This window comes from Pantoea sp. S18, assembly GCF_045689705.1.
In the GTDB taxonomy this organism is placed as follows: domain Bacteria; phylum Pseudomonadota; class Gammaproteobacteria; order Enterobacterales; family Enterobacteriaceae; genus Pantoea; species Pantoea symbiotica.
Window position 1 is genome coordinate 3,382,775 of the sequence record NZ_CP142688.1, and the last position, 12,325, is coordinate 3,395,099.

Annotated in this window: 11 protein-coding genes and 3 tRNA genes; 7 read left to right on the forward strand and 7 right to left on the reverse strand. The window is 53.0% G+C overall.

Annotated features, from left to right (window positions below; genetic code table 11):
- Window positions 1-187: 187 nt before the first annotated feature.
- The 4 genes from rlmM to VIJ98_RS15850 all read right to left on the reverse strand — a co-directional run bounded on the left by rlmM (window position 188) and on the right by VIJ98_RS15850 (window position 3,211).
- Window positions 188-1,288: a 23S rRNA (cytidine(2498)-2'-O)-methyltransferase RlmM gene (gene rlmM / locus VIJ98_RS15835; protein WP_061719908.1), complete on the reverse strand. Its 1,101-nt coding sequence runs from the start codon at window positions 1,286-1,288 to the stop codon at window positions 188-190.
- Window positions 1,281-1,676, reverse strand: a complete 396-nt coding sequence (locus tag VIJ98_RS15840) for a DUF423 domain-containing protein (RefSeq protein ID WP_008109570.1) — start codon at window positions 1,674-1,676, stop codon at window positions 1,281-1,283. Before VIJ98_RS15840 ends, rlmM begins: the two co-directional genes overlap by 8 nt.
- 49 nt (window positions 1,677-1,725) lie before the next feature.
- Window positions 1,726-2,643: a transcriptional regulator GcvA gene (locus VIJ98_RS15845; protein WP_154155407.1), complete on the reverse strand. Its 918-nt coding sequence runs from the start codon at window positions 2,641-2,643 to the stop codon at window positions 1,726-1,728.
- 343 nt (window positions 2,644-2,986) lie between these two features.
- Complete coding sequence (locus VIJ98_RS15850) at window positions 2,987-3,211, reverse strand: YgdI/YgdR family lipoprotein (RefSeq protein ID WP_008109575.1); 225 nt, start codon at window positions 3,209-3,211, stop codon at window positions 2,987-2,989.
- 206 nt (window positions 3,212-3,417) lie between these two features.
- On the opposite strand from VIJ98_RS15850, the gene csdA reads away from it, so the two are divergent.
- Both csdA and csdE read left to right on the forward strand, forming a co-directional pair.
- The gene (gene csdA / locus VIJ98_RS15855) at window positions 3,418-4,623 is read left to right on the forward strand and encodes a cysteine desulfurase CsdA (RefSeq protein ID WP_154155405.1); all 1,206 of its coding nucleotides are present in this window, start codon (window positions 3,418-3,420) and stop codon (window positions 4,621-4,623) included.
- Window positions 4,624-4,627: 4 nt separating this feature from the next.
- Window positions 4,628-5,083, forward strand: coding sequence for a cysteine desulfurase sulfur acceptor subunit CsdE (gene csdE, locus VIJ98_RS15860; protein ID WP_061719906.1), 456 nt, complete (start codon window positions 4,628-4,630; stop codon window positions 5,081-5,083).
- Here the strand turns inward: csdE and tcdA are convergent.
- Both tcdA and mltA read right to left on the reverse strand, forming a co-directional pair.
- The gene (tcdA, locus tag VIJ98_RS15865; protein ID WP_061719905.1) at window positions 5,071-5,877 is read right to left on the reverse strand and encodes a tRNA cyclic N6-threonylcarbamoyladenosine(37) synthase TcdA; all 807 of its coding nucleotides are present in this window, start codon (window positions 5,875-5,877) and stop codon (window positions 5,071-5,073) included. The genes csdE and tcdA overlap by 13 nt on opposite strands.
- 28 nt (window positions 5,878-5,905) lie before the next feature.
- Complete coding sequence (mltA, locus tag VIJ98_RS15870) at window positions 5,906-7,054, reverse strand: murein transglycosylase A (protein WP_008109581.1); 1,149 nt, start codon at window positions 7,052-7,054, stop codon at window positions 5,906-5,908.
- A 204-nt stretch (window positions 7,055-7,258) separates the two neighbouring features.
- On the opposite strand from mltA, the gene VIJ98_RS15875 reads away from it, so the two are divergent.
- The 4 genes from VIJ98_RS15875 (at window position 7,259) to VIJ98_RS15890 (ending at window position 9,433) form a co-directional block, all read left to right on the forward strand.
- A tRNA-Met gene (locus tag VIJ98_RS15875) sits at window positions 7,259-7,335 on the forward strand.
- Window positions 7,336-7,388: 53 nt separating this feature from the next.
- Window positions 7,389-7,465 (forward strand) — tRNA-Met (locus VIJ98_RS15880).
- Between the two features lie 51 nt (window positions 7,466-7,516).
- Window positions 7,517-7,593: transfer RNA gene (locus tag VIJ98_RS15885), tRNA-Met, on the forward strand.
- A gap of 274 nt (window positions 7,594-7,867) precedes the next feature.
- Complete coding sequence (locus VIJ98_RS15890) at window positions 7,868-9,433, forward strand: Ig-like domain-containing protein (RefSeq protein WP_154155403.1); 1,566 nt, start codon at window positions 7,868-7,870, stop codon at window positions 9,431-9,433.
- A 51-nt stretch (window positions 9,434-9,484) separates the two neighbouring features.
- Here the strand turns inward: VIJ98_RS15890 and amiC are convergent, their stop codons facing one another.
- The gene (amiC, locus tag VIJ98_RS15895; RefSeq protein ID WP_154155401.1) at window positions 9,485-10,720 is read right to left on the reverse strand and encodes an N-acetylmuramoyl-L-alanine amidase AmiC; all 1,236 of its coding nucleotides are present in this window, start codon (window positions 10,718-10,720) and stop codon (window positions 9,485-9,487) included.
- Window positions 10,721-10,953: 233 nt separating this feature from the next.
- On the opposite strand from amiC, the gene argA reads away from it, so the two are divergent.
- On the forward strand, window positions 10,954-12,282 hold the full coding sequence (argA, locus tag VIJ98_RS15900) for an amino-acid N-acetyltransferase (protein WP_007891884.1): 1,329 nt from the start codon (window positions 10,954-10,956) through the stop codon (window positions 12,280-12,282).
- Window positions 12,283-12,325 lie beyond the last annotated feature (43 nt).

Sequence of the window (12,325 nt, forward strand, 5' to 3'; positions counted from 1 at the left end):
CTGTAAGGGTGTGCATTCATGCGCACCAGGTCACCATAAATGGCGACCCTACAAAACAAATATCCTGCGAAATAATTTGCGCTACAGCAAGGCGGCAAGTGCGCGAGTCCCCGGGAGCATACATCAGTATGTGACCGGGGCGAGCAAGCGCAGCCAACGCCGCTGTAGTGCAAAGTATGAAGCAGGATTAACGCTCGTCGCGACGGCCGCCAACTGCCGCCCACAACCGGCGTACGTGAACGGTCACTTCTTCGCGGTCGTGATACAGCTGACGCGCCTGAATCTGGGCATTAATGCCCTGCGCTTTCAGCGCGTCATCAATCATCGCCAGGTTCTGCGTCACTTCTTCGTAGCGCTTTTTCATGGGCAGCTTGAGGTTGAAGATTGCTTCACGGCACCAGCCATTCACCAGCCATTCAGTCATCAGGCTCGCTACGCGCACCGGTTTTTCCACCATGTCGCACACCAGCCAGCTAATATTGGTACGCGGCGGACGGAATTTAAAACCATCTTCGCGGCAGTGCGTGACTTGTCCGGTATCCATCAGGCTTGGCGCCATTGGGCCGTTATCCACCGCAAATACCCACATGCTGCGTTTCACCAGCTGATAGGTCCAACCGCCGGGGCAAGCGCCGAGATCGACGGCGTACATGCCGCTGGCTAAACGCTCATCCCACTCATCCGCAGGCACAAACACGTGGAAGGCCTCTTCCAGCTTGAGCGTGGAACGGCTCGGCGCATCGGACGGGAACTTCAGGCGCGGAATCCCCATATAGAACGGCGAGTTGTTTTCCGGCAGCGAATAGCCAACGTAGCAGGTGCCAGGCGCAATAAAGAACACATGCACCACCGGACGCTTCGGCGTTTCGTAATTAAGCAGGATTTTGCTTTCACGCAGGCTGGCACGCAGCGGCACGGTTAATTTACGGCAGAACTTGGTGAGCTCTTTCGCTTCATTGGTATCCGGCACTTCAACCCGCAGTTCACCGCCCTTCTCCACCACACCGGTCAGCATGCCGACAATCGGCGTGATGCGATCTTCTGGCGGCAAATCGCGCAGCAGCTCTCCCACCACCAGCATCTGACGCGCAAAGATCAGCTCGGCAAATGGCAGCGTTTGGATCAGCTTTTCAGCGTCTTCTTGCTGATAGCACTCATACAGCACGTAACCCGAGTCATCTTTGACGCGCGGGAAGCCGTAAATTTCGCGCTCAGCTGCTTTCGCGCTGATCTCTGCCGCGCACTCTTTCTCAAATCCCGGACGGCAATAGAGTAAAACTTTATTCATGGCGATCTGCCTTTCGTTTCAGACGCAGTGCGCCAATCAACATCAAGAACCAGCCTATAAGGAAGCACAAGCCGCCCACTGGCGTAACAAAAACCCAAAACTTCATGTGCGACAGCGCCAGACAATAGAGGCTGCCACTGAACAACACGGTACCCAGCGCCATCGCGGCGCTACTCCAGTAAAACCAGATATTGGCGCGACGCAGCATGGCTGCACCCAAGCCGATCACCGCCAGCGTGTGATACGCCTGATATTCGAGGCCGGTATGTATCCACGCCATTTCGGCCGGGCCAAGCGATTTGCTCAGCACATGCGCCCCGAAAGCACCAAACGCCACCAGTAGAAATCCACTGATAGCAGCAAAGACAAACATGGCACGACTGGACATCAAAGAATCCTCAAGGTAGTGCGCACATCACTGTGCAGCCATCGATGCATTAGTGATCGTAGCGAAAACGGAATTTTTCTTGTTCATTGGCTGCTTTTTCCAGGATCCACTGACGAAAGGCGGCTATTTTACCCAGTTCTGCCTGGCTGTCATGACAAACCAGATAAAAAGCATTTTTACTGACTAATACGTCATTAAAAGGACACACCAGGCGACCGGCTTCAATCTCACTCTGCGCCATCACATTATTCGCCAGCGCCACGCCCTGACCATGTATCGCCGCCTGCAGCACCATCGCGCTGTGGCTGAAGATCGGGCCCTGTTGCACATTAATGTGCTGCACGCCAAGCTGACGCGTATAAGATTGCCAGTCGCGGCGCGATGCATCATGCAGCAACGTGCAGTGCGCCAAATCAGCCGGTGATTTGAGCGGATTATCGCCGGTCAGCAACATCGGTGAGCAGACCGGCAGCAAATATTCAGCATACAATTTCTCAACCCGCAGGCCTGGCCAGTTGCCGCGACCGTAGAAAATCGCCACGTCGACGTCGTCCGCCAATTTCTCCTCATCACGGTCCACCGCCTGGATACGCACGTCGATGCCCGGATAAGCCATATTAAAGCTGGAAAGGCGAGGCACCAGCCACTGAATGGCGAAACTCGGCAGCAAACTGACGGTGAGCGCACCTTTGGCGCTGCGCGCCTGCAACTTGCGCGTCGCATCGTTTAGGGCGGAGAAAATCTCCTTGATGTCTAAGTAGTAGCTTTGACCTTCTTCTGTCAGTAAAAGCGAACGATTCCTCCGGCGAAACAGCTTTAAACCTAAGAAATCTTCCAGAGATTTGATCTGATGGCTGACAGCAGCCTGGGTAACAAACAGCTCTTCAGCGGCTTTGGTGAAGCTCAAATGACGGGCAGCAGCATCGAAGACGCGTAAAGCATTAAGCGGCGGAAGGCGTTTAGACATGGTTTTCCGTATCCGGATTGACAAGGTAATACTTCAACTTATACAAAGTCGCTACGTATTAGTTTTTTTAATCCGAGACATTATAATTTGTCCGTTGAGGAAGCTCCAGCAAATACCTATAGTTGCCGCACTTCCTGAGCCGGAACGAAAAGATTTCTGGAAACGTGCGAGAGATCGCAGACTTTTGGAGAGCTTTTGGCTTGTGGTCGTGATGTTGTGTTTGCATTTTGATCTGACGCTTGCAGATCAAGCTTTTAATTCCTGTAGATTTACCCTGTCTGTCCATAGTGATTTTAAATAGCACCGCAAATTGCGGTGCTTTTTTTTTATCTCTTACTGCCGTTTACTGCCCCATCTCTACCATCTCTTTGACGTCAGAGCGGTTAATCTGCTGCTTATTGCCATTGGCATCCTGATAGCTGATCATACCGGTTTCGTCATCAACTTTAGGTTTGCCATCGGCGACGATGGTGCGACCATCGTTAGTGTGCATCACGTAATTGCTGGAACATGCGGACAGGGTAAAGGCCAGAGTACATACGGCCAGCACTGCGGTGAGTTTATTCATCTTCTATCTCCTTGCAGATTGATTGCATTAAACCACCCGCATGCGCTCACCAAAGGTAGCGCCAGTGAAATCGACTGTGAATAGCGATGCGTTATGCGGGTTTCGGTTCAAACCTTGCAATAATTAGCATAACGCGCTTTTCCAGCTTTGCCAGGCAACGGGCCAGCTTTCAGCCTGGTCCTAATATGATTAACAGTGGGCTGAGTATGACCATTTTTTCCCCAGGCGCCTTCCGCCAGCAGTTCCCCGCAATGAGCGATGCCGGTATCTACCTCGATAGCGCCGCCACTGCGCTCAAGCCGCAGGCGGTGATCGACGCAACCGCACAGTTCTACAGCTTAAGCGCTGGCACCGTGCATCGCAGCCAGTTCGCTGCCGCTCGCGCATTAACGGAAAAGTACGAACAGGCGCGCGGTTTAGTGGCGCGCTGGCTCAATGCTGCGGACGATCGGCAGATTGTCTGGACGCGCGGCACCACCGAAGCGATCAATCTGGTGGCGAACAGCTGGCTGGCGCCGCGACTGCAAGCTGGCGATGAAATCGTGGTTAGCGAAGCCGAGCACCACGCCAATCTGGTGCCGTGGTTGATGGTGGCAAAAGCGGCGGGCGCGAAAGTAGTGAAATGGCCGCTGGGCGCCGATCGTTTGCCGGATATCGCGCAGCTGCCGACGTTGCTCAATTCACGCACCCGATTGTTAGCCGTTGGCCAGATGTCGAACGTCACCGGCGGCTGTCCGGATCTGGCGCAGGCGATCCGTTTAGCCCATGACGTCGGCGCCAAAGTGATGGTTGATGGTGCACAAGGCGTGGTGCATTGTCCGCCGGATGTGCAGGCGCTGGATATTGATTTCTATGCTTTTTCAGGCCATAAACTTTACGGCCCGATGGGCATTGGCGTGCTGTATGGCAAAGCGGAATTGCTGGAAGCGATGGATCCATGGCAAGGCGGCGGCAAAATGCTGACGCAGGTCGATTTTAACGGTTTCACGCCGCAGCCGGTACCGTGGCGTTTTGAAGCCGGAACGCCTAACGTTGCGGGCGTGGTGGGTTTGAGTGCCGCGCTGGAGTGGCTGGCGCAACATGATGGCAAAAAGGCTGAGATGTGGAGCCAGCAGCTGGCGAGTCTGGCCGAAGAGCAATTGAGCGAGATCCCCGGTTTCCGCAGCTTCCGCTGTGGCAATGCCAGCCTGCTGGCGTTTGATATTGCGGGCATTCATCACAGCGACATTGTCACGCTGCTCGCCGAGCACGGCATCGCGTTACGCGCCGGACAGCACTGCGCGCAGCCGCTGATGGCGGCGCTTGGCGTCACCGGCACGCTGCGCGTCTCGTTCGCCCCCTATAATAATTTGCAGGACGTGGATGCGCTGGTGCGCGCCATGCGCCATGCCGTCGACTTACTGAGTGAATAAGCCCATGACATCAACTCTGCTCGCCCCGCATCCGTTCGGCGATCTGATTACCGCAGCCAGCCTGACGGAAAAATTCACCCATTTTCATCAGTGGGAAGATCGTTATCGTCAGTTGATCCAGCTCAGCCGCCAGCTACCTGCGTTAGCGGAGGAGTTGAAAACGCCGGATATCGAGCTCACGGGCTGTGAAAATCGCGTGTGGCTCAGCAGCCAATTGTTGAACAACGGCACGCTGCACTTTTATGGCGACAGCGAAGGACGCATCGTACGTGGATTGCTGGCGGTGTTGCTGACGGCGGTGGAAGGCAAAACGCCAGCCGATCTGCTGCAGCAAGATCCGCTGGCGTTGTTTGATACCTTAGGGCTGCGAGCACAGCTTAGTGCGTCGCGCAGCAGCGGCTTACAGGCGCTGGCGGATGCGGTGCAACGCGCTGCACGTCAGCATACTCAGGCCGTTTGACGCGCCGCCTTCGCCAGAAACTTCTTCAACGCATGGGAAACCGCCACAAACCCGAAAGTGGCGGTCACCATGGTCGCCGCGCCAAATCCGGCGGCACAATCCATACGTTTCGGCCCTTCTGCGGTGGAGCGTGAAGTACACACGCTGCCGTCCGGCTGCGGATACATCAGCGCCTCCGTCGAGAATACGCAGTCGATACCGAGCTTGCCTTTGCTGTTCTTCACCACGCCGAAATCCCCTTTCAATCTCTCACGCAGCTTAGCCGCCAGCGGATCCTGAATGGTTTTCGCCAGATCGCTAACCTGGATCTGTGTGGGATCGATCTGGCCGCCCGCGCCGCCGGTGGTAATCAGCGGGATCTTGTTGCGACGACACCAGGCAATCAACGCGGCTTTGGGCCGCACGCTATCAATCGCATCAATCACGTAGTCAAACCCCGCCGATAACAGTTCGGCGGTATTCTCCGGCGTGATGAAGTCATCGATACAGATCACTTCGCATTCCGGATTGATGGCGCGCATACGTTCCGCCATCACTTCTGTTTTCGCCTGGCCCACTTTGCCCTGCAACGCGTGAATCTGGCGGTTGGTATTGGTAATGCAGACATCGTCCATATCAATCAGGGTGATTTTACCGATGCCGGTGCGCACCAGCGCTTCCGCCGCCCATGAACCCACGCCGCCAATACCAATCACGCAAAAATGCGCGTCGGCAAAACGCTGTAGCGCGTCCTGCCCATAGAGACGCGCCGTGCCGCCAAAACGTTGTCGCCAGGCGTCGCTTACTACTGTCATAACCAAACCTTTCCGCTAAAACGGGACATTAATTAGAACCTAACAGCAGCGAACCGTTGTTGCCATTTTGTGGGTTGCTGAACACCGGCTGACCGGTGCCCGGCGCGGCTTTCAACACCCAGACGCGGCCATAATGGTTGTAGAAACCGGCCAGATGCGCCGCATCCGGGCCAACGCCCTGATAGATATCGAAGTGCTGGCCTTTAATCGCGCCGCCCACGTCCAACGCCACCATCAGGCGCATCTCATATTTGCCATTGAACTTGCCCTTCTCGTTCAGCTGCGGCACTTCCGCTAACAGCACGGTTCCGGCTGGAATCAGTGAACGATCGGAGGCAACAGAGGCTTTGGCAATCAACGGGACCGCGCTGGCACCGCGTACCGGCACATACTCTTCCGGCTTAAAGAAGACGAAGGATTGGTTGGTTTCCAGCACCGAACGCACTTCCTGTGGCGAATGCTCTTGCGCCCACTGACGAATCGCCTGCATCGACATATCTTCACGCTTCACTTCACCGCGATCGATCAACTCTTTACCAACGCTGTGGTAAGCCCAGCCATTTTTGCCGCCGTAACCAAAGAAGCGCAGCGGACGACCATCACCAAAATCAACGTAGCCGCTGCCCTGCACATCCATCATGAAGTTATCGATCAGCGAGTTGCTGTAGGCAATGATGTAGCGATCGTCGAGCCCACCACTATATATAGAAGCGCGACTCGGCAGCTTCTGTCCGCGCGGACGCGGCGGCATACGATAAATCGGATACTGGAACTCGCCCTGACGGGTATAACGCGCTTCCACGACCGGCGTGTAGTAGCCGGTGAATTGCACGTTACCGTAATTGTCGGTGCCTTCCATCTGGTAGGCATTCAAACCAAACTGATTAAGCTGACGCGTATCGGCGCCGGACAGCAGCCAGTTTTGCACCGCGCTGTAGGTGCCGTTATTGCGCCCAAACAGGCCAGACGAGGCGGTTTGAATCTGCACCACCTGATCGCCAAAGTCCTTACCGTTCACCGGACGCCCTTTGGCGTTCGGCTGATTGACCAGCCCGAGCGGTTGCTCCAGCTTGCCATCAATATACTGTTGACCGCGATCGGTCGGTTTAGAACTACAGCCCGCTAACAGCGCGATAAATGCGCCAGTAAGTGCATACTTCGCCCAATGTCCTTTCATAACCTTCTCTTTTTATCGATTGTTTGCCCGGCGAAGATAGCAAAGGGACAGAGAGATTGAAATCTGCCCTAAGCGGTCACGCTCACATCTGTACAATAATTCGCCCGATGGCGAGTTTATTCATCAACTGACTGTAAATTTGGCGTTTTGTCTCAAAAAGGGGTTGCATCGCCGCGCGTCCAGAGTATAGTGCGCATCCACGGACGCGGGGTGGAGCAGCCTGGTAGCTCGTCGGGCTCATAACCCGAAGGTCGTCGGTTCAAATCCGGCCCCCGCAACCAATTCTTCTTAAATGAAGAGACAATGTGAAGTGTCGTGTAACGCGTCAGTCGGACGCGGGGTGGAGCAGCCTGGTAGCTCGTCGGGCTCATAACCCGAAGGTCGTCGGTTCAAATCCGGCCCCCGCAACCAATTGTCTTAAGAAGAATACAATGTGAAAAGTCGCTTAATGCGACAGACGGACGCGGGGTGGAGCAGCCTGGTAGCTCGTCGGGCTCATAACCCGAAGGTCGTCGGTTCGAATCCGGCCCCCGCAACCAATCATTTAAACACCTTAACGGGTGTTTTTTTGTTTCTACGAATGCCCTTCATCATCCTCAACACTCCTCTTTTTCTCTTTCTTCAATTCACTCCAACACATTTATTATCCTAAAAATTTCTTAAACAGCCTGATTTGTTTAATTAAAAACAACACTCTAAACATTTTAGTTAATTTTTATCGGGACAAATCTCAATCTCCCCAGCCTGAATAATTTACATACTTCTGGCATAGATAACACAAGGTGTGTTGTCATGACACAGTGAGAAATAAAAATGGCTTATACTAATGGATACAAATATTCCGGTTATTATAAAACACAGTTCGGTTGGAAGCCATATATTCCAAATGGTACAGTCTATCTCGATGACATTAGCCATAAAGTAGACTCTCTATGGTCATCTATTAACCCTGGTGCAGTTGATAACACCGGTACACTATCATTGTCAGGATTTGCCAATGGATATAAAAAAATTGAAATTTATGACAATGGTAAGTTAATCAAAACCGTTGAATCAAACAAGTTAGGCGTGTGGGTTGCTGATTTGTCAGATGTGCTTAATGCTGGATCTCACAACTTCACCATTAAGCAAGAAGGTTTCGGTTTTTCAGGCGGAGAACCTATTCACATTGTGGTTCAGGGAAACAATGGCCCTATTCCCGTTGAAATAACTCAAGTTTATGATGATGTCGGCATTCATAAAGGTATCATTGAGCAAGGCAAAACTACCGATGATTCGCGTCCAACCTTTAGCGGAAAAGGTCCTGCAAACTCGCTGGTAACGCTTGTCAATGAAAGCAACAATGTTATTGCCCAGGGCTACAGTGATAACTATGGCAACTGGAAGATCACACCAGAATTTGATATTACTGATGGCAGCCATAATATCCGCGCATTCGTTAATGGCAAATTTAGCTCAGATTTCAATATCACCATTGATACCGTGCCTGCTCAATATCCTGTAACGTTCACGGGTGCCTTTGATTATTTAACAGCAAGCACTATTCCTGAGAATGGTGTCACCAGCGATTCACGCCCAGGTTTTTCAGGTGAAGCATCACCTAACTCTTATGTTTATTTATTCATTGAAGGCAGTAATGAGCCTATTGGTGGTTCGGTCGCTAACGGCTTTGGCAAATGGACCATTACACCATTTAAAGATCTTGCTGCAGGCACACACACTTTTGAAGTTCGAGTGAATGGTGAAACCGCTAAATATACATTGACCATCGGTGCAGATTCTTTAATTGAGCAACCGCTGGTGATTGATCATCTCATTGACGGTCAATCATTCGATATCATCCCTGAGAATGGTCAGTCTTCAGATACCACTCCGTGGATCAGTGGAAAAAGTGAGCCTTTCGCGAATGTTGTCTTATTAGAAGGTTCAAAATTCATTGGTTATGCGCAGGCTGATGCCAGCGGTAAATGGATTTATGAAATAAGCAGTGAGCTTGAAGCGGGCCAACATCTCCTGACCGCGCACTCAAATAACCAGGTTAGCGAGCCATTCGCCTTCAGCATCGCGGCACCGCAGGCATCCGGTGGTTACTGGGGTTGGGGCAGCTTTAGCGTTAATGCGGTTACCGATGTTTATGACACTAATGACCAGCCAGAAATCGCTGCCGGTAAAGCATTCAGCCAATTCTCTCTGAATGAATTGTTGATCAACGAAGAGGCATCGCTCTTCACCGAGATCAGCGAGCAGCAAGAAGCACCAGCACTGATTCTGACCCAGGTAGAGTTGAGCACAGAAAGCCTTTCTACCGGCGTAGAACTTAACTCAAATTCCTTCACATCATCAATCACGGAAGAACCGCAGTACGCGCAATACGCGTAAGTCCCGGTTTGAATGAAACTCAACGGATGGCATATGCCATCCGTTTTTTCATTATCTATGCGCCAGCGCCGCACCTTTATCAAAATAGGCCTTAATACCATGCAGAATCGCCTCAGCCACCTGATGCTGATAGCGCGATGTGCGCAACTTGCGCTCCTCTTCCACATTACTGATAAACGCGGTTTCCACCAGAATCGAGGGAATATCCGGCGCTTTCAGTACGGCAAATCCCGCTTGATCGACCGTGCGCTTGTGCAGGTGATTGATATGCCCCATGCGCGACAGCACCTCTTTGCCAAACTTCAGGCTGTCGCTAATGGTTTGCCGCTGCACCATGTCGAACATGGTGTGGTCGAGATAGCGATCGCCGCTCATGCTGACGCCGCCAATCAAATCGGCCTCATTCTGCGTTTGCGCGAGGAAGCGTGCCGCCGCAGAGGTTGCGCCGCTGGTTGAAAGCGCAAACACCGATGAACCGCGTGCGGCTCGGCTGGTGAAGGCATCGGCGTGGATCGAGATAAACAGATCCGCGCGCTGCTTACGCGCTTTTGCTACGCGTACACGCAGCGGGATGAACACATCCTCATTCCGCGTCATATAGGCTTTCATGTTGCGCTCTTTATCGATCAGCGCCTTCAGATAGCGACCAATCTTCAACACGATATCTTTCTCACGCGTTTTGTATTTGCCATGCGCGCCAGGATCTTCACCGCCATGTCCGGGATCGATCATGATGATAATCGGGCGATCGCGCCCCGCTTTCCCCGGCAGCGCCGCCTGCACCGGCTGATCGCGCTCCAGATCGCCCTGATTGTAATCCTGCAGTAATGCCAGTAGGGGATCCTCTTCCCGTGATTGCTGATTAGGATAGAGATCGACCACTAAGCGGTGCTTGATGCCCGCCACTGGCGCCAGGGTGAAAGTCTTAGGTGCCGTGCTGCGCTTCAGTTCCAGCACCAGTCGCACCGTGTTGGCATCAAACTGGCCGACGCGTGCAGTTTTGATGAAGGGATCGTCCACACGCACCAGTTTATCGACTCCTTTCAGGACCGGATTGATGTGCATATTTTCAATATCAATAACCAGACGATCGGGATTACTCAGCGTGAACTGTTTGTACTTGAGGGGAACGTTGGATTCCAGTGTAACGCGGGAGTAAGTCGATGATGGCCAGATGCGCACCGCCACAATATGCTGGCTGGCAGCCAGCCCGGTGCGTGTGACGCTCAGCATTAATAGTGCGCCTGCGCCCTGTAATAATCGTCGTCGTGTGAAAGCTTCGGACATGCCGCTCCAACTGCTGTGTTATGTCTAAAAAATCGTCACTTGATGGCAAGAAAGTGAAAACTTTGTTCGATGAGAATTGTCTTGTCTTGCCGGAAAAACCAGATAATGCAGGCTGTTAGCGCGTGTTGCATCAGGAAAATCGTAAAGTAACGTCAGGCCCGGCGCTTGCAATAAGCGGCAAAAGAGCATAAAAATACGAAAATTACGAATAAACATGCACAGAGGGCTTTGCCGTGAAGGAACGCAGTACAGAACTGGTTCAGGGTTTTCGCCATACCGTTCCCTATATAAATACCCATCGTGACAAGACCTTTGTCATCATGTTGGGTGGCGAGGCCATCGAGCATGAGAACTTCTCAAGCATCGTTAATGACATCGGTCTGCTGCATAGCCTCGGCATTCGCTTAGTGGTGGTTTACGGTGCGCGTCCGCAAATTGACGCCAGCATGGCCCAGCAACAGCTGGAACCGATTTACCACAAACACACGCGCGTGACCGATGCGCAGTCACTTGAGTTGGTGAAGCAAGCCGCAGGTCGTTTACAGCTGGATATCACCGCGCGTCTGTCGATGAGCCTCAACAACACGCCGCTGCAAGGTGCGCATATTAATGTGGTGAGCGGCAATTTCATCATCGCCCAGCCGCTGGGCGTGGACGATGGCGTTGATTACTGCCACAGCGGCCGTATTCGTCGTATTGATGAGGAAGCGATTCATCGTCAGCTGGACAACGACGCGATTGTGTTGCTCGGTCCGGTGGCGGTTTCTGTTACTGGCGAGAGTTTCAACCTGACGTCTGAAGAAGTGGCGACGCAGCTGGCGATCAAGTTGAAAGCCGAGAAGATGATTGGTTTCTGCTCCGAGCAGGGCGTGACCAATCGCGAAGGCGCGATTATTTCTGAACTGTTCCCGAACGAAGCCCAGGCGCGCATTGACGAGATGGAAAGCGATGGCGATTTCCTTTCTGGCACCGTGCGTTTCTTGCGTGGCGCGGTAAAAGCCTGCCGCAGCGGCGTGCGTCGCAGCCATCTGATCAGCTATCAGGAAGATGGTGCGTTGCTGCAAGAACTGTTCTCGCGCGACGGTATCGGTACCCAGATTGTGATGGAGTCAGCCGAGCAGATTCGTCGCGCCAACATCAACGATATCGGCGGCATTCTTGAGCTGATTCGCCCGCTGGAGCAGCAAGGTATTTTGGTGCGTCGTTCCCGCGAACAGCTGGAGATGGAGATTGATAAATTCACCATTATTCAGCGAGATAATTTAACCATCGCCTGTGCCGCGCTCTATCCGTTCCCGGATGAGCAGATTGGCGAGATGGCTTGTGTGGCGGTGCATCCGGATTATCGCAGCTCGTCGCGGGGTGAACTGTTGCTGGATCGCGTGGCATTGCAGGCGCGTCAGATGGGGCTGAAGAAGCTGTTTGTGTTAACCACGCGCAGCATTCACTGGTTCCAGGAGCGTGGCTTTACGCCGGTGGATATTGAGTCGCTGCCTGAGAGCAAGAAGCAGATGTATAACTATCAGCGCCGTTCAAAAGTGTTGATGGCGGATTTGGGTTAAGTGCGGTTTGTGTGATTGGTCGCCATAAATGGCGCCCCTACAA

What these genes read in the sequence shown, in the direction of transcription:
- rlmM (WP_061719908.1), bottom strand. Translation starts at nt 1,288, where the DNA reads ATGAATAAAGTTTTACTCTATTGCCGTCCGGGATTTGAGAAAGAGTGC.
- VIJ98_RS15840 (WP_008109570.1), bottom strand. Translation starts at nt 1,676, where the DNA reads ATGTCCAGTCGTGCCATGTTTGTCTTTGCTGCTATCAGTGGATTTCTA.
- VIJ98_RS15845 (WP_154155407.1), bottom strand. Translation starts at nt 2,643, where the DNA reads ATGTCTAAACGCCTTCCGCCGCTTAATGCTTTACGCGTCTTCGATGCT.
- VIJ98_RS15850 (WP_008109575.1), bottom strand. Translation starts at nt 3,211, where the DNA reads ATGAATAAACTCACCGCAGTGCTGGCCGTATGTACTCTGGCCTTTACC.
- csdA (WP_154155405.1), top strand. Translation starts at nt 3,418, where the DNA reads ATGACCATTTTTTCCCCAGGCGCCTTCCGCCAGCAGTTCCCCGCAATG.
- csdE (WP_061719906.1), top strand. Translation starts at nt 4,628, where the DNA reads ATGACATCAACTCTGCTCGCCCCGCATCCGTTCGGCGATCTGATTACC.
- tcdA (WP_061719905.1), bottom strand. Translation starts at nt 5,877, where the DNA reads ATGACAGTAGTAAGCGACGCCTGGCGACAACGTTTTGGCGGCACGGCG.
- mltA (WP_008109581.1), bottom strand. Translation starts at nt 7,054, where the DNA reads ATGAAAGGACATTGGGCGAAGTATGCACTTACTGGCGCATTTATCGCG.
- VIJ98_RS15890 (WP_154155403.1), top strand. Translation starts at nt 7,868, where the DNA reads ATGGCTTATACTAATGGATACAAATATTCCGGTTATTATAAAACACAG.
- amiC (WP_154155401.1), bottom strand. Translation starts at nt 10,720, where the DNA reads ATGTCCGAAGCTTTCACACGACGACGATTATTACAGGGCGCAGGCGCA.